Consider the following 16,554-nt stretch of genomic DNA (forward strand, 5'->3'; position numbering starts at 1 on the left):
CCCCCGGGCGGTCGGTTGCGCAGGGCCCCACCCTAGCCCTCCGGCCCCTGCCGGACCCGGGGGCCGGGCTCCCGGCGCGCCGCCCGGCCGCCCCGCCGTGCCCGCCCGGCTCAGCGCCTGTTGTACGGCAGCCGGGCCAGCAGTGCGCCCATGGTGCAGGTGTCCGAGAGTGCGGAGAACACCAGCCCGGCCGCCACCCCGGCGGACAGCAGCAGGGCGGCCGGGTGGAGGAGGCCGCCGGCCAGTCCCGCCAGGACCAGGGCGCCCGCGGCCAGCCGGACCTGACGGTCCATGGCCCAGCGCGCAGCGCCCCGACCGGCCCCCTCCGGCCTTTCCAGTGCACCGCCCGCCCGCTGCCAGGCCGAGGTGCCCCCGGACAGCGAACGCACGGTCAGGCCGTGCCCGGCCAGTGCCCGGCACGCCTGGGCCGACCGGGCTCCGGAGGCGCAGACGACGAGCAGCGCGGCCTGCCCGGTCCGCAGTTCCTCCAGAGCAAGGGACAGCCGGTCCAGCGGAACGTTGCGGGCTCCGGGCAGGTGCCCGCCCGCGAACTCCGCGGGGGTGCGTACGTCGATGACGGTGAACTCGGAGAGCCGGGCGCGGGCTTCGGCGGGGGCGATCTCGGCGGCGGGTACGGGTGCCATGGGGGTTCCTTCGATGGGGAGGCGGTTCGGGGGACGGCGGGGCGGCCGGCGGGTCTGCGGGACGGGACGTCCGGCGGGCCGGGTGCGTCAGCCGGCCGCCGCGGCGGTGCCCGCCGACCAGGTGAGCCATCCGCCGTCGAGGTTCACGGCGTCCAGGCCGAGGTTGCGCAGCAGCCGGACGGCGGTGTGCGCGCGCTGCCCGCCCTGGCAGTACACGGTGAGCGGCCGGTCCGCGGGCAGCTCTCCGATGCGGTCGCGGAGCTCGTCCAAGGGGACGTGCACCGCGCCGGGCAGGTGGCCGCGCGCGTGCTCGGCCTTCGTCCGTACGTCGACCGGGAGGCCGTGGGCGCCGCCGCTGCCGCTGCCGTCCCACTGGACCGTCGGGGTGGTGCCGGTCAGCAGGTTGTCGGCGAGGTAGCCCAGCAGGTTGACGGGATCCTTGGCGGAGCCGTACGGGGGCGCGTAGGCGAGTTCGAGGTCCGCGAGCGCGGTCACGGGGAGCCCGGCGGCCATCGCCGTGGCCAGGACGTCGATCCGCTTGTCCACGCCGTCTGAGCCGACGGCCTGGGCGCCGAGGATCCGCAGGGTCTGCGGATCGAAGAGGAGCTTCAGCGACAGCGAACCGGCGCCGGGGTAGTACCCCGCGTGCGATCCGCCGTGCAGGTGCAGGACGCGGTACGGGCGGCCCTCGCGCCGGAGCTCCTTCTCGGCCCGCCCGGTCGCGGCCGCCGTCAGGCCGAAGACCTGCACGATGGCGGTGCCCTGCGCGGGCACGGCCGTGACGGTCCGCCCGACGAGGGTGTCGGCGGCGATCCGGCCGTGCCGGTTGGCGAGGTTCGCGAGCGGGATCAGCCGGGTCCCGCCGCCGAGCGCGTCCGTCTTCTCGGCCGCGTCACCCACCGCGAGGATGCGGGGATCGCTGGTGCGCAGCGCCCCGTCCACCCGGATCCCGCCGAGCGGGCCCCGTTCCAGCCCGGCCGCCTCGGCAAGTTCCGTTTCGGGGCGGACGCCGACGGCGAGCAGCACCAGATCGGCCGGGACCCGGTCGCCGTCGGCGAGTTCCACCTCCCGCGGCAGCACCCGTACGGCCTGGCTGCCCAGCCGCAGGTCCACGCCGTGGGCCCGCAGCTCGGCGGCGGCCGGCTGGGCCATCTCCGGGTCGAACGGGGGCAGGACCTGCGGCGCGGCCTCGACCAGGGTGGTGGTCAGACCGCGGTGGCGCAGGTTCTCGGCGGCCTCGACGCCGATGAACCCGCCCCCGATCACCACGGCGGTGCGGGCCCCTCCCGCGAGGGCGGAGAGGATGCCGTCGAGGTCCGCGATGTCGCGCAGGGTGTGGGCCCGCTCGATGCCCGGCACCGGGGGCACCACCGGGCGGGCGCCGGGGGCCAGGACCAGCCGGTCCCAGCCTTCTTCGTAGACAGACCCGTCGGCGAGGTCGCGCACCGTCACCAGCTGCCGTTCGCGGTCGACGGAGAGGACCTCGTTGCGCACGCGGACATCGAGGGCGAAGCGGCGGGCGAGCGTGTCGGGGGTGTGCAGCAGCAGGTCCTCGCGCTCCTCGATGACCCCGCCGAGGTGATAGGGCAGACCGCAGTTGGCGAAGCTCACGTACGCGCCGCGCTCCAGTACGACGATCTCCGCCTTCTCGTCCAGCCGGCGCAGCCTCGCCGCGGCCGACATGCCCGCCGCGACTCCTCCGATGACGACGACCTTCATGGGCGCACCCTTGCCTCTCACTCGACCTCGACACCCCCGGGGGTATCCGGGTGATGGGTCGACGATACCCAGGGGGGTATAGAAATTGCAAAAGTGAACTCCCGACCGCCCCTCGACGTATACCCGTCCGGGTATCGTGGAGGGCCTACGCGAGCACGGACTCGCGGATCGGGACGACAGAAGGCGGGCACCGTGAAGGTGGAAGAGGAAGCGTCGGCCGCGGTGCTGAACCGGCTGCGCCGGGCGCAGGGTCAGCTCTCCGGAGTGATCGCGATGATCGAGAGCGGCCGGGACTGCAAGGACGTGATCACCCAGCTGGCAGCGGTCTCCAGGGCCCTGGACCGGGCGGGGTTCAAGATCATCGCCTCGGGCATGCGCCAGTGCCGGGAGGACGGCGAGGGCGGCCAGGAGGCGCCCCTCACGGAGGCGGAGCTGGAGAAGCTGTTCCTCTCCCTGGCCTGACCGCACGAAAGCCCGCGGACCCGGGCCCCGGGAACGGGGCGCGAGGCGCGGGCAGTTCGGTTCACCCGATCCGGTGAGGCCCGACCTGCGGCCTCACCGGCAACGGCCTTGCTCAGCCCTCGACTTCGGTGGCCAGATTGGCCAGAACCGCGTCGTAGATACGGCCGAGACCCTTGGGCGCGAAGGTGCGCTCGAAGAAGCCGCCGATGCCGCCCGCGCCGTTCCACACGGTGGTGACGACGGCCTTGGACTTGCCCTCGCCCGCCGGGGTGACCGTCCAGGTGGTGACCATGGAGGAGTTGCGGTCCTTCTCCACGAGCTGGCCGTCGGTGGGCTCGGTGACCTCCAGCAGGCAGTCGCGGACCCGCTTGCTCGTGGCCTGGAGCTTCCAGTGGACGAGGGTGCCCTCGCCGTCGCCGCCCTCGCGCACCTCGTACTCGCTGAAGTGCTCGGGCAGCAGCTTGCCCCGGGTCCCGGTGTAGTCGGCCAGCGCGTCGAACACGGTCTCCGCGTCCGCCCCGATGATGCGTTCCGTGGTGGCCTCGACCTGCGCCATGGCTTTCCTCCAGCAGTTGTGTTCGCTCGTCACGGCGAAGCCAACCACCTCCGGGGCGGGCGCCCAAATCCGGGTCAGCCGTGGACGCGGAGCCAGACGAGGAGGGTGTCCCCGGGGAGCGCCTCCAGGTAGCGGTCGGCCGCGGTCCAGGCGACGGGCGCCTGCGGGAACGGCCGGGGGTGCGCGCAGTCGGGCGGCGGCTCGCAGCCCGCGTGGACGGGATCGTCCCCCGCCTCGCACCACCAGCCGTCGAGCGTCAGCACGTTCCTGACGAGGGATGCGCGGGAGGTCCGGCGTGCCACGTACTCCTCACGGGTGCACAGGGCGGGGGCGCCGTAGGGCAGCGTGCCCAGGAGGCCGTCGGTCGAGTACCCGCGACGGGTGGCCATCAGGTCCAGTACGGCGTCCTCGTGGGCCGCGAGGAGCGGTTGCGCGGCGAAGGCCTCCCAGGCCTGCGCGTGGGCCCGGCGCCCGTCCCGGTAGGCGTCGAGGTCGGGCCAGGGCGCGCCCGACGGCTGGAGGAACGGCGTGAAGGGCGGGTGGCCCGGCGCCAGCCGGTGCCACGCGTCCCAGGCCGCGCCGGCGAGTTCGCCCGCGTCGGTGCGGATCGCCGCCAGGTCCAGGGCCTCGCGGGGCCCTCCGGCGCACCAGCCGGGCTCGGCCGGCCGCGCGGTGCCGTCGGACAACGGGTCCTCGGCGACGAGCCGCGGATCGTCCGCGCAGCCGGGGAGGACCCGGAAGCCGTCACGGTCGGTGCCGCCCCTGATGGCCCAGCTGTCCCAGTTGTCGAACCGCCAGTGCGCGCCGCGGCACTGCTCGAACGGGGCCATCACCTCGCCGATCGCCTCCCGCAGCCCGTCCCGGGCCGCTCCCGGCAGGCACACCACCATGCGCATCGCACTCATGGCCGGAACCTCCCACGAGCGGCGCGGGGCGGGCAAGGCGATTTCACCCCCGCACGATCATGGGAACGTTTGTTCTATTCTCTGGGCGAGCTACCGAGGGAGGCGCACCATGCGCTGGGACAATCTGAGCAACGAGGCCGGCCGGACCAACCGGACCGAGGGCGGGGCACCCGGGCACGGGCCCACCGGCACGGACGGGCCCACCGGCCCCACCGGCCCCGCCGCGCTCTTCGGGGCGGACGCCGTCGTGACCCGCACCTTCGACACCCCCGAGTTCCGCGGGATCACCTTCCACGAGATCCGCGCCCGCTCCCTCCTCAACCGGGTCCCCGGCGCCTCCCGGATGCCGTTCGAGTGGACCGTGAACCCGTACCGGGGGTGCAGTCACGCCTGCGTGTACTGCTTCGCGCGCAAGACGCACGGCTATCTCGACCTCGACACCGGGATCGGCTTCGACTCCCAGATCGTCGTCAAGACCAACGCCCCCGAGCTGCTGCGCCGCGAGCTCGCGTCGCCCCGCTGGACCGGCGCGCACGTCGCGATGGGCACCAACGTGGACTGCTACCAGCGCGCCGAGGGCCGGTACCGCCTGATGCCCGGGATCATCCGGGCGCTGCGGGATCGGGCCAATCCCTTCTCGATCCTCACCAAGGGCACGCTGATCCTGCGCGACCTCCCCCTCATCCAGGAGGCCGCGGCCGTCGCCGACGTCGGGATCTCCGTGTCCGTCGGCTTCACCGACACCGCCCTGTGGCGCACGGTCGAGCCCGGCACCCCCTCCCCCGCCGCCCGGCTGCAGGCCGTCCGCACCCTCACCGACGCCGGCATCGAGTGCGGGGTGCTGATGGCCCCGGTGATCCCCTTCCTCGGCGACGCCCCCGAGCAGCTGCGGGCCACCGTCCGGGCCGTCGCCGAGTCGGGTGCGACCTCCGTGACACCCCTGGTACTCCATCTGCGCCCCGGGGCGCGCGAGTGGTTCACGGCCTGGCTGGGCGAGCACCACCCCCACCTGGTGGAGCGGTACGCCCGGATGTACGCGGGCGGCTCGTACGCGCCCACCTGGTACCAGCGGATGATCACCCGCCAAGTCCACGAGCTCGCCGCCGAATTCGGCATCGGCCCCGGCGGGCGCGGACCGGCCCGGCGGATCGTCGTACCGGAGCGGCCGGACGGGCCGACGCCCGCGCCCGGGCCGACCCAGCTCAGCCTGCTCTGAGCACCCGTTCGACCGTACGACCGACTGAAGGGTCATCACATCGGGCCAATCGGGGCCCCAATCCCCCCTTCCGGGCACAGGTTCCGGGACGATTCCGCCCAGAACCCTCGGCTGGGAGGCCCCATGCTGCACCCGAAGCTGCACCCGACGCTGCGCCCGATGAAAGAGAGCAAGCCCGGTCCCGCTCTGAGGCGCGCCGCCGTCCTGTTGGCCGTGTCCACCCTCGCCGCCGCCCTGGCGAGCCCGGTCACGGCCGCGGCACCGGCAGCGGCGGCGACGGCCCCGGCCGCCGAGGTCCTGAAGTGGTCCAACTGCGCGACCTCCCGCTACCCGACGCTCCAGTGCGCCTCCCTCAAGGTTCCCCTCGACCACGACAGCCCGGCCGGCCGGCAGATCTCCCTCGCCCTGACCCGGGTCCCCCACACGGCCGCGCGCTCCCAGGGCCCGCTGCTGGTCAACCCCGGCGGGCCCGGAGGCAGCGGCCGCACCCTGGCCGGGTTCATCGCCTCCGCGCTGCCCAAGGACGTGGCCGCCCAGTACGACGTGATCGGCTTCGACCCCCGGGGCGTCGGCAAGAGCGAGCCCGCCCTGGACTGCGGAGCCGGGCACTTCACGCCCGTACGGCCCGACTCCGTACCCCTGGACGAGGAGACCGAGCGGGCCAACCTGGAGCGGGTGAAGTCCTTCGCCGAGTCCTGCCAGACCAAGCACGCCGACGTCCTCCCGTACATCGGCACCGTGTCGGCGGCCCGCGACCTCGAAGTGCTCCGTACCGCCCTGCGCGCGGACAAGCTCAGCTACTTCGGCTACTCCTACGGCACCTACCTGGGCGCGGTGTACGCCAAGCTCCACCCCGACCGCGTGCACCGCCTGGTCCTGGACTCCGTCGTCGACCCGGCCGGGGTCTGGTACGAGGACAACCTCGCCCAGGACCAGGCCTTCGACTCCCGCCACAAGGCCTTCCTGGCCTGGGTGGCCCGGTACGACGCCACGTACCACCTCGGCACCGACCCCGCCGAGGTCGAGGCCCGCTGGTACGAGATGCGGTCCGCGCTGCGCGCGGCCCCGGCGGGCGCCAAGGTGGGCCCGGCGGAGCTGGAGGACACCTTCATGCCGGGCGGCTACTTCAACGGCTACTGGCCCCACCTGGCGACGGCCTTCGCCGCGTACGCGGTGGAGGGCGACCCGAAGCCGCTGGTCTCCGCGTACGAGAAGTTCGGCGCGGTGGAGCCCTCGGCGGGCAACAGCTACAGCGTGTACACGGCCGTGCAGTGCCGGGACTCGGCCTGGCCCAGGAACTGGAACCAGTGGCGGGCCGACATGTGGCGCACGCACGCCAAGGCGCCCTTCATGACCTGGAACAACGCCTGGTACAACGCCCCGTGCGCGTTCTGGCCGGGCGAGTCGCTCCAGGCCCCGGACGTCACCAACTCGGCGCTCCCGCAGGCGCTCCTCTTCCAGGCGACCGAGGACGCGGCGACCCCGTACGAGGGTGCGGTGAGCATGCGGCGCAAGCTCGCGGGCTCGGCGCTGGTGGTCGAGGAGGGCGGCGGCAACCACGGCATCGCCCTGAGCGGCAACAAGTGCCTCGACGAGAAGCTGGCCGCGTACCTGCTGACGGGCAAGGCCGCGGACGCCGTGTGCCCCGCCCAGCCGGCCCCCACCCCGATCCCGGCGACCCGCGCGGTCCCGCCGTCGGCGGGCGGCGCGGCGCTGCACGGCCTGCTGGGTTTCCGGGGGTAGACCCGTCGGGGCCGCAGAGCGGGCAAGATCATGCCCATGACCACCTCACATGACAACCACCTCACCCGCATCGCCGCGCCCGAGGGCGTGGCCCCGGGCACCGGCTACAGCCACGTCGTCTGGGGCACGGGCCGGTTCATCGCCGTCTCCGGACAGTGCGCCTTCGACGAGAAGGGGGAGCTGGTCGGAGAGGGCGACGCCGCCGCCCAGGCCCGGCAGGTCTTCGAGAACCTGCGCCGGTGCCTGGCGGCGGCCGGGGCCGGCTTCGAGGACGTGGTGAAGCTGACGTACTTCGTCACGGACGTCGCCCACCTCCCCGCGGTACGGGAGGCCCGTGACGAGGTGATCGACCCGGACCGCCTCCCGGCCTCCTCGGCGGTCCAGGTGGCGGCGCTGTTCCGGCCCGAACTGCTGATGGAGATCGAGGCCTTCGCGGTCCTCCCGGAGCCGACCGGAACCGGTTCGCACTCCGGGCCCGAGACGGAGACCGGGTTCCGGACCGGTCCCGGGGCCGGTTTCGGCACCGGGTTCAAGACCGGCTTCGCCGGCTGACGCCCGGCTCCGCTAGCTGACGCCCGGCTCCGCTAGCCGACGCCCAGCCCCCGCAGGGCCGCCGTGGCCGCCACGGCCAGCCGGGGGTGCGACTGGGCCCGGGTCAGGACCTCCCGGGCCCGCTGGTCGGACAGCGCCCCCAGCCCCTCCACGCAGGCCAGGGCCACCCGCCAGTACGGGTCGTGCGGCGCGAGCAGCCGCGACAGGGTGCGGATCAGCGCCGGGGCCGACTCCGGGGCGCGCAGCGCCGCCAGCAGCCGGACCGGGTGCAGGGCGTAGGCCGTGCGCAGTTCGTTCGTGGCCAGCGCCGCCGCCGCGCGGGCGGTGCGCGGGTCCCCGAGGACGGCCAGCGCCTGGGCGGCGGCCTCGCAGCGCGGCGGGTCCCGGTGGTTGAGCAGCAGGACCAGGGATTCGAAGGCGCGCCGGTCGCCCGCCAGCCCCAGCCGGTACGCGGCCAGTTCGCGGGCCCACAGGTGCTGCCCGGCGGAGGCCAGGGAGGCCGCCAGGCCGTCCGCGTCCGCCGCGAGCAGCGCCGCGTACTGCTCCTCGCCCCCGGGAGCCTGCCCGGCTTCGGCCCGCAGGCGCTCCAACACGTCGTTCACGCGGCCACCCTAGGGGGCCGCGACGGCCGCCGCGCCGGGTTCCCGACAGCCGGTTGATCGATGATCGATGATCGGTACATTTGGGCGGTACAGGTCACATCTCCGCGCTCTGGCGGACCAGTTACCAACGGGTTACTGTCCCTACAACACGTACGAGGGCGGCCTGGTGACGCAGCCACCTCGTACCAGTCGGTTCTGCACGACCACACCTCTTCACGGCGTGACCCCGGGACAGGGCTCCGCCGTTTCCGCCCTCAGGGCCGCTTCCCTCAGGGCTGCCTCCCTCAGGGCTGCCTCCCTTCGGGAGTCTCCGGAATCCCCGGGACACCCCAGGGCTTCTCCGCACGGCTTTCTCCGCACGGCTTCTCCGTACGGCATCCGCGCGCGCCGTGCGCTCCGCGCGCCCCCTCAGTCGTCACCCTCTTCCACTGGAGTCCCGCGATGGACCTTCCGTCCACGTCCAGTCAGTCGTCCCCCTCCCGCCCCGCCCTGCAGACGATCGCCGTCGTCGGCCTCGGCACGATGGGCTCCGGCATCGCCGAGGTCCTCGCCCGGGCCGGCCGCGAGGTCATCGGCATCGACGTGAGCGAGGCCGCCGCCCGCCGGGCCACCGCGGCCCTCGCGGCGGCCACGGCCCGCTCCGTCGCCAAGGAGCAGCTCAGCGAGCAGGAGCGCGAGGCGGTGCTCTCCCGCTTCCGCACCTTCTCCGACCTCGGCGCCGCCGCCGACGCCGACCTCGTCATCGAGGTGGTCCCGGAGTCCTACGAGCTCAAGCAGCGGATCTTCCGCGAGCTCGACGCGATCGTCCGGCCCACCGCGATCCTGGCCACCGGCACCAACGCCCTGTCGGTGACGCGGATGGCCGCCGAGTCCCAGCGCCCGGAGCGCGTGGTCGGCCTGCACTTCTTCAACCCGGTCAGCGCGATGAAGCTGGTCGAGGTCGTCTCCAGCGTGCTGACGGCCCCGCCGGCCGTCGAGGCGGTCACCACGCTGGCCCGCGAGCTCGGCAAGGAGCCCGTCGCGGTCGGCGACCGCCCGGGCTTCGTCGCCGACGGCCTGCTGTTCGGCTACCTGAACCAGGCCGCCGCCATGTTCGAGGCGAAGTACGCCTCCCGCGAGGACATCGACGCGGCGATGAAGCTGGGCTGCGGCCTGCCGATGGGCCCGCTCGCGCTGCTCGACCTGATCGGCGTGGACACCGCCCGCACCGTCCTGGAGGCCATGTACACGGCCTCGGGCGACCGGCTGCACGCCCCGGCCCCGATCCTCGGCCACCTCGCCGAGGCGGGACTGACCGGGCAGAAGTCCGGGCGCGGGTTCTACACGTACGAGGCCCCGGGCAGCCAGGTCGTCGTCCGTGACCTGCAGACCCCGCCGGACGGGGAGCTGGTCCGGGCGAGCCGTCCGGTGAACTCGGTCGGCGTGGCCGGTTCGGGCACGATGGCGAGCGGGATCGCGCAGGTCTTCGCGCAGGCCGGCTTCCCGGTCGTGCTGGCGGCCCGCAGCCAGGAGAAGGCGGACGCGGCGAAGGCCGCGATCGGCAAGTCGCTGGCCCGCGCCGTGGACCGGGGCCGGCTGACGGCCGAGGCCGCCGCCGCCACCGTGGGCCGGATCACGGCGGCGGGCTCGCTGGATGCCTTCGCCGACGTGGACCTGGCCGTGGAGGCCGTCGCCGAGGACCTGGAGGTGAAGCAGGAGCTGTTCCGGGCGCTGGACAAGGCGTGCAAGCCCGGTGCGGTGCTCGCCACCACGACCTCCTCGCTCCCGGTGATCGCGATCGCCCGCGCGACCTCGCGTCCCGAGGACGTGATCGGCATGCACTTCTTCAACCCGGCTCCGGCGATGAAGCTGGTCGAGGTGGTCCGGACCGTCCTGACCGCCGACGACGTGCACGCGACGGTCCGCGGGATCTGCGGTCAGGTGCGCAAGCACGCGGTCGACTGCGGGGACCGGGCCGGCTTCATCGTGAACGCGCTGCTGTTCCCGTACCTCAACAACGCGATCAAGATGGTCGAGCAGCACTACGCGGGCATCGACGACATCGACGCGGCGATGAAGCTGGGCGGCGGCTACCCGATGGGGCCCTTCGAGCTCCTCGACGTGGTCGGCCTGGATGTGTCGCTGGCCATCGAGCAGGTCCTGCACAAGGAGTTCCGCGACCCGGGCCTGGCCCCGTCCCCGCTGCTGGAGCACCTCGTCGCCGCGGGCTGCCTGGGCCGGAAGACCGGCCGCGGATTCCGTGAGTACGCCCCCCGCCGGTAACCCGCGGCAGGCGCAAGAGCCGGATGCGTGGGGAGGGCTGCTCGGGTCCGCCGGACCCTCACGGCGGACGAACCCTCCCGAGGAGCACTGTGTGCCCAGTGCGAGTCCTCCCCCGCATCCCATCCCGTCCCACCCCCCTCGGGAGCGCTCTCCCGCACGAATGAAGTACTTTCGCTCTATGTCCCAGCCCGCCAAGACCTCACCCCGCGCCTCCGCGGTCTCCGACGCCCCGGAGACCCCGGCCGGCACCAAGGCGGCCGCACAGCGGCTCAAGATGCGCCGCGAGCTCGCGGCGGCGGCCATGGAGCTCTTCGCGAACAAGGGGTACGAGGCCACGACGGTCGACGAGATCGCCTCGGTGGCCGGGGTCGCGCGCAGGACCTTCTTCCGGCACTTCCGGTCCAAGGAAGAGGCGATCTTCCCGGACCACGACGACACCCTGACCCGCGCCGAGGCGGTCCTCGACGTGGCCCCGGCGCACGAGCACCCGCTCGACACGGTGTGCCGCGGGATCAAGGAAGTCATGAAGATGTACGCCGCCTCGCCCGCGGTGTCGGTGGAGCGTTACCGGCTCACCCGCGAGGTGCCGGCGCTGCGGGAGCGGGAGATCGCCTCGGTCGCCCGCTACGAGCGGCTGTTCACCCGCTACCTGCTGGCCCATTTCGACGAGACCGACCACCACGACGGCAACGACGACCCGCTGCTGGCGGAGGTCGCCGCCTCGGCGGTGGTCACGGCCCACAACCACGTGCTGCGGCGCTGGCTGCGGGCGGGCGGGCAGGGCGACGTGGAGGCGCAGCTCGACCACGCCTTCTCGATCGTGCGCAAGACCTTCGGTTCCGGGATCGGCGCGGGGCGCACGCTGAGCACGGCGCCGGAGCCGGCACCCGCCGCCGAGCCGGCGGCCTCGGTGCGCACGCAGGGCGAGGTACTGGTCGCGGTGGCCCGTACGGACGCCCCGCTGGACGAGGTCATGCGGACCATCGAAGAGGCACTCAGAAACAAGTAGGCGAACTCCGACGCGACACACGTCACAGCGGCCGCTCCCGTTCCGGGGGCGGCCGCTTTCGTTTGTCCGAGTTGCCCCTACTCGCGGGTAACTCTGATCGATCATCGCTCATCGGTGCAGGTCAATCGGCAAATGAGAGAAAGTTTTGGCACGCGGTGCCTTGCTGAGTGACACGGGGTGCCATACGTTGAATCTCGTCCGGATGTCCCCGCGGTCCAGCCCACTCGGCACGGAACGCGCCCCGGATGCCTGCGTCACCAGGCCTCCCGCACCGCCCCACCACAGGCAACGCGCAGCTCCACCCCAGCCGAATCGACGGCGCCCCAACACGTCGCTCCACGCTCATCGCCCCACCCCCATCGCTTCGCCGCACAGCAGCTCAACGCACCCCGTTTCCCTCAGCGCACCCTCATCAGCGCACGGCCGGAGGCAACACCGTGAAGGACATCCTGGACGCGATCCAGTCGCAGGCCGCGACGGCCGCCGACTTCGCTGCCCTGCCGCTCCCCGACTCGTACCGCGCGATCACCGTGCACAAGGACGAGGCGGAGATGTTCGCCGGGCTCACCACCCGCGAGAAGGACCCCCGCAAGTCCCTGCACCTCGACGAGGTGCCGCTCCCCGAGCTGGGCCCGGGCGAGGCCCTGGTCGCCGTCATGGCCTCCTCGGTCAACTACAACTCGGTGTGGACCTCGATCTTCGAGCCGGTCTCCACCTTCAGCTTCCTGGAGCGCTACGGGCGCCTCTCGGAGCTCACCAAGCGCCACGACCTGCCGTACCACATCATCGGCTCGGACCTCGCGGGCGTCGTCCTGCGCACCGGCCCCGGCGTGAACGCCTGGAAGCCGGGCGACGAGGTCGTCGCGCACTGCCTCTCGGTCGAACTGGAGTCCTCCGACGGCCACAACGACACGATGCTCGACCCCGAGCAGCGCATCTGGGGCTTCGAGACCAACTTCGGCGGCCTGGCGGAGATCGCCCTGGTCAAGTCGAACCAGCTGATGCCCAAGCCCGACCACCTCAGCTGGGAGGAGGCAGCCTCCCCCGGCCTGGTCAACTCCACCGCCTACCGCCAGCTGGTCTCCCGCAACGGCGCCGGCATGAAGCAGGGCGACAACGTCCTGATCTGGGGCGCCAGCGGCGGGCTCGGCTCGTACGCCACCCAGTTCGCGCTGGCCGGCGGCGCCAACCCGATCTGCGTGGTCTCCTCCCCGGAGAAGGCCGACATCTGCCGGGCGATGGGCGCGACGGCGGTCATCGACCGCAACGCCGAGGGCTACAAGTTCTGGAAGGACGAGCACACCCAGGACCCGAAGGAGTGGAAGCGCTTCGGCAAGCGCATCCGCGAGCTCACCGGCGGCGAGGACATCGACATCGTCTTCGAGCACCCGGGCCGCGAGACCTTCGGCGCCTCGGTCTACGTCACCCGCAAGGGCGGCACCATCACCACCTGCGCCTCGACCTCGGGCTACATGCACGAGTACGACAACCGCTACCTGTGGATGTCCCTGAAGAAGATCATCGGCTCGCACTTCGCGAACTACCGCGAGGCCTGGGAGGCCAACCGGCTGGTCGCCAAGGGCAAGATCCACCCCACTCTGTCCCGGGTCTACTCCCTGGAGGAGACCGGCCAGGCCGCCTACGACGTCCACCGCAACCTCCACCAGGGCAAGGTCGGCGTGCTCTGCCTGGCCCCCGAGGAAGGCCTCGGCGTCAAGGACCACGAGATGCGCGCCACTCACCTGGACGCGATCAACCGCTTCCGCAACATCTGAGACCCCTCAAAGGCCAAAGGGACAGCCTGAGATGACAGAGCGCCAGAAGGACCGTCCGTGGCTCATGCGGACGTACGCCGGCCACTCCACGGCCGAGGCGTCCAACGAGCTGTACCGCCGCAACCTCGCCAAGGGCCAGACCGGCCTGTCGGTCGCGTTCGACCTGCCGACACAGACCGGCTACGACCCCGACCACATCCTCGCCCGCGGCGAGGTCGGCCGGGTCGGGGTCCCGGTCTCCCATCTGGGCGACATGCGGCGGCTGTTCCAGGACATCCCCCTGGAACAGATGAACACCTCGATGACGATCAACGCCACCGCCATGTGGCTGCTGGCGCTCTACCAGGTGGCCGCCGAGGAGCAGGGCGCGGACATCTCCCAGCTCCAGGGCACCACCCAGAACGACATCGTCAAGGAGTACCTCTCGCGCGGGACGCACGTCTTCCCGCCCGGGCCCTCGCTCCGCCTGACGACGGACATGATCGCGTACACGGTCAACCACATCCCGAAGTGGAACCCGATCAACATCTGCAGCTACCACCTGCAGGAGGCCGGGGCCACTCCGGTCCAGGAGATCTCGTACGCGATGTCCACGGCCATCGCGGTCCTGGACTCGGTGCGCGACTCGGGCCAGGTCCCGCCGGAGCGGTTCGGCGAGGTCGTCGCCCGGATCTCCTTCTTCGTGAACGCGGGCGTCCGCTTCATCGAGGAGATGTGCAAGATGCGCGCCTTCGGCCGCATCTGGGACAAGGTCACCCGCGAGCGCTACGGCATCGAGAACGACAAGCAGCGCCGCTTCCGCTACGGCGTCCAGGTCAACTCCCTGGGCCTGACCGAGGCGCAGCCGGAGAACAACGTCCAGCGCATCGTGCTGGAGATGCTCGCGGTCACCCTCTCCAAGGACGCCCGCGCCCGCGCCGTGCAGCTGCCGGCCTGGAACGAGGCGCTGGGTCTTCCCCGGCCCTGGGACCAGCAGTGGTCGCTGCGCATCCAGCAGGTCCTGGCCCACGAGAGCGACCTGCTGGAGTACGAGGACATCTTCGCCGGCTCGCACGTGATCGAGGCCAAGGTCGAGTCCCTGGTGGCCGAGTGCCTGGCCGAGATCGACCGGATCCAGGAGATGGGCGGCGCGATGGCGGCCGTCGAGTCCGGGTACCTCAAGGGCGAGCTGGTCTCCTCGCACGCCGCGCGGCGGGCCCGGATCGAGGACGGCCAGGACAAGATCGTCGGCGTCAACTGCTTCCAGCAGACCGAGGAGAACCCGCTCACCTCCGACCTGGACGGCGCCATCATGACGGTGGACGGGGCCCTGGAGGCGCAGACCGTCGAGCGCATCGGCCGCTGGAAGGCCGAGCGCCAGGAGTCCTCGGACCGGCAGGGCGGCGGCGACCCGTTCGTCTTCCCCACGGTCATGCAGGCCCTGGACCGGCTCAAGGAGGCCGCCGCCGGGGACGAGAACCTGATGGAGGCCACCCTGGAGTGCGCCCGCGCCGGTGTCACCACCGGCGAGTGGTCGAGCGCGCTGCGCGAGGTGTTCGGCGAATTCCGGGCTCCGACCGGGGTCTCCTCGGCCCCGGTGGCCGTGACCGCCGAGGAGGGGACCCCCATGGCCCTCGTCCGCGCGAAGGTCTCCCGTACCGCCGAGGACCTCGGCTCCGGCCGGCTGCGCCTGCTGGTCGGCAAGCCCGGCCTGGACGGGCACTCCAACGGCGCCGAGCAGATCGCCGTACGGGCCCGCGACGCCGGCTTCGAGGTGGTCTACCAGGGCATCCGGCTGACCCCCGAGGAGATCTCCTCGGCGGCCCTGGCCGAGGACGTGCACTGCGTGGGACTGTCCATCCTGTCCGGTTCGCACAGCGCGCTCGTCCCGGACGTGCTGGAACGCCTGCGCGCGGCGGGGGCGGGTGACATCCCCGTCGTGCTCGGCGGCATCATTCCGAATGCCGACGCCGTGGCGCTCAAGGAGGCCGGGGTGGCGGCGGTCTTCACCCCGAAGGACTTCGGCATCACGGAGATCATCGGCCGTATCGTCGACGAGATCCGCAAGGCCAACAAGCTCCACCCGATCGGCGACGCCGACGGCGATGACATCAACGACATCGTCAACACAGCTGCAAGCACGGAGGTCCCCGCATGACCACGCCCTCTTCCCCGGTCAACCGGCTGCGGCCGCGCCGCTCCTGCCTCGCGGTGCCGGGTTCCAACCCCCGGTTCCTGGAGAAGGCCCAGGGCCTGCCGGCCGACCAGGTCTTCCTGGACCTGGAGGACGCCTGCGCCCCGCTCGCCAAGGAAGGCGCCCGCCACACCATCGTGGACGCGCTGAACAACGGCGACTGGACCGGCAAGACCCGCGTGGTGCGCGTCAACGACTGGACCACGCACTGGACGTACCGCGATGTGATCACGGTCGTCGAGGGCGCCGGTCAGAACCTCGACTGCATCATGCTGCCGAAGGTCCAGGACGCCCAGCAGGTCGTGGCCCTCGACCTCCTGCTGACGCAGATCGAGAAGACGATGGGCTTCGAGGTCGGCAAGATCGGCATCGAGGCGCAGATCGAGAACGCCAAGGGCCTGGTGAACGTCGACGAGATCGCCGGCGCCTCGCCGCGGCTGGAGACCATCATCTTCGGGCCGGCCGACTTCATGGCCTCCATCAACATGAAGTCCCTGGTCGTGGGCATGCAGCCGCCCGGCTACGGCGCGGACGCCTACCACTACATCCTGATGCGGATCCTGATGGCGGCCCGCATGCACGACCTCCAGGCGATCGACGGTCCCTTCCTCCAGATCAAGAACGTCGACGGCTACCGCGAGGTCGCCGGGCGCGCGGCGGCCCTGGGCTTCGACGGCAAGTGGGTGCTGCACCCCGGCCAGGTCGACGCGGCCAACGAGGTCTTCTCCCCCTCCCAGGAGGACTACGACCACGCCGAGCTGATCCTCGACGCGTACGACTGGTGCACCTCCGAGGCGGGCGGCAAGAAGGGCTCCGCGATGCTCGGCGACGAGATGATCGACGAGGCCAGCCGCAAGATGGCCCTGGTCATCTCGGGCAAGGGCCGCGCCGCCGGCATGCAGCGCACCACCAAGTTCGAGATCCCGGAGGCCTGAT

Annotated in this window: 13 protein-coding genes and 1 pseudogene; 9 read left to right on the plus strand and 5 right to left on the minus strand. The window is 72.3% G+C overall.

Annotation, left to right across the window (positions count from 1 at the left end; translation table 11 throughout):
• Positions 1-110: 110 nt before the first annotated feature.
• Complete coding sequence (locus tag OG898_RS34785; protein ID WP_250753894.1) at positions 111-644, minus strand: rhodanese-like domain-containing protein; 534 nt, start codon at positions 642-644, stop codon at positions 111-113.
• A gap of 87 nt (positions 645-731) precedes the next feature.
• Positions 732-2,363: an FAD-dependent oxidoreductase gene (locus OG898_RS34790; RefSeq protein WP_266962559.1), complete on the minus strand. Its 1,632-nt coding sequence runs from the start codon at positions 2,361-2,363 to the stop codon at positions 732-734.
• A 192-nt stretch (positions 2,364-2,555) separates the two neighbouring features.
• On the opposite strand from OG898_RS34790, the gene OG898_RS34795 reads away from it, so the two are divergent.
• On the plus strand, positions 2,556-2,825 hold the full coding sequence (locus tag OG898_RS34795) for a metal-sensitive transcriptional regulator (RefSeq protein ID WP_250753899.1): 270 nt from the start codon (positions 2,556-2,558) through the stop codon (positions 2,823-2,825).
• 112 nt (positions 2,826-2,937) lie between these two features.
• Here the strand turns inward: OG898_RS34795 and OG898_RS34800 are convergent, their stop codons facing one another.
• Positions 2,938-3,381, minus strand: coding sequence for an SRPBCC family protein (locus tag OG898_RS34800; protein WP_250753902.1), 444 nt, complete (start codon positions 3,379-3,381; stop codon positions 2,938-2,940).
• A gap of 74 nt (positions 3,382-3,455) precedes the next feature.
• Entirely contained in the window at positions 3,456-4,286 is an 831-nt protein-coding gene (locus OG898_RS34805; protein WP_266962562.1) for a hypothetical protein, read from the minus strand.
• Positions 4,287-4,395: 109 nt separating this feature from the next.
• On the opposite strand from OG898_RS34805, the gene OG898_RS34810 reads away from it, so the two are divergent.
• From OG898_RS34810 to OG898_RS34820, 3 genes and pseudogenes are all read left to right on the plus strand, one after another.
• On the plus strand, positions 4,396-5,502 hold the full coding sequence (locus OG898_RS34810; RefSeq protein WP_266962565.1) for an Rv2578c family radical SAM protein: 1,107 nt from the start codon (positions 4,396-4,398) through the stop codon (positions 5,500-5,502).
• A 159-nt stretch (positions 5,503-5,661) separates the two neighbouring features.
• Complete coding sequence (locus OG898_RS34815) at positions 5,662-7,245, plus strand: alpha/beta hydrolase (RefSeq protein ID WP_266962739.1); 1,584 nt, start codon at positions 5,662-5,664, stop codon at positions 7,243-7,245.
• A 36-nt stretch (positions 7,246-7,281) separates the two neighbouring features.
• Positions 7,282-7,692, plus strand: a pseudogene (locus OG898_RS34820) (RidA family protein); the annotation flags it as partial.
• A gap of 137 nt (positions 7,693-7,829) precedes the next feature.
• On the opposite strand, the gene OG898_RS34825 reads toward OG898_RS34820, so the two are convergent.
• The gene (locus OG898_RS34825; RefSeq protein WP_266962567.1) at positions 7,830-8,399 is read right to left on the minus strand and encodes a HEAT repeat domain-containing protein; all 570 of its coding nucleotides are present in this window, start codon (positions 8,397-8,399) and stop codon (positions 7,830-7,832) included.
• A 441-nt stretch (positions 8,400-8,840) separates the two neighbouring features.
• On the opposite strand from OG898_RS34825, the gene OG898_RS34830 reads away from it, so the two are divergent.
• The 5 genes from OG898_RS34830 to OG898_RS34850 all read left to right on the plus strand — a co-directional run bounded on the left by OG898_RS34830 (position 8,841) and on the right by OG898_RS34850 (position 16,553).
• On the plus strand, positions 8,841-10,661 hold the full coding sequence (locus OG898_RS34830; RefSeq protein WP_266962569.1) for a 3-hydroxyacyl-CoA dehydrogenase family protein: 1,821 nt from the start codon (positions 8,841-8,843) through the stop codon (positions 10,659-10,661).
• A 178-nt stretch (positions 10,662-10,839) separates the two neighbouring features.
• Positions 10,840-11,670, plus strand: a complete 831-nt coding sequence (locus tag OG898_RS34835; protein ID WP_250753918.1) for a TetR family transcriptional regulator — start codon at positions 10,840-10,842, stop codon at positions 11,668-11,670.
• A gap of 437 nt (positions 11,671-12,107) precedes the next feature.
• Positions 12,108-13,445, plus strand: a complete 1,338-nt coding sequence (gene ccrA / locus OG898_RS34840; RefSeq protein WP_266962572.1) for a crotonyl-CoA carboxylase/reductase — start codon at positions 12,108-12,110, stop codon at positions 13,443-13,445.
• A 31-nt stretch (positions 13,446-13,476) separates the two neighbouring features.
• Positions 13,477-15,582 (plus strand): protein meaA, encoded by a 2,106-nt coding sequence (locus OG898_RS34845; protein WP_250740412.1) that lies wholly within the window; start codon positions 13,477-13,479, stop codon positions 15,580-15,582.
• Positions 15,579-16,553, plus strand: a complete 975-nt coding sequence (locus OG898_RS34850) for a CoA ester lyase (RefSeq protein WP_250740413.1) — start codon at positions 15,579-15,581, stop codon at positions 16,551-16,553. The genes OG898_RS34845 and OG898_RS34850 overlap by 4 nt, the downstream gene beginning before the upstream one ends.
• Position 16,554 lies beyond the last annotated feature (1 nt).

It is taken from the genome of Streptomyces sp. NBC_00193, assembly GCF_026342735.1.
GTDB classification, from domain to species: Bacteria; Actinomycetota; Actinomycetes; order Streptomycetales; family Streptomycetaceae; genus Streptomyces; species Streptomyces stoeckheimensis.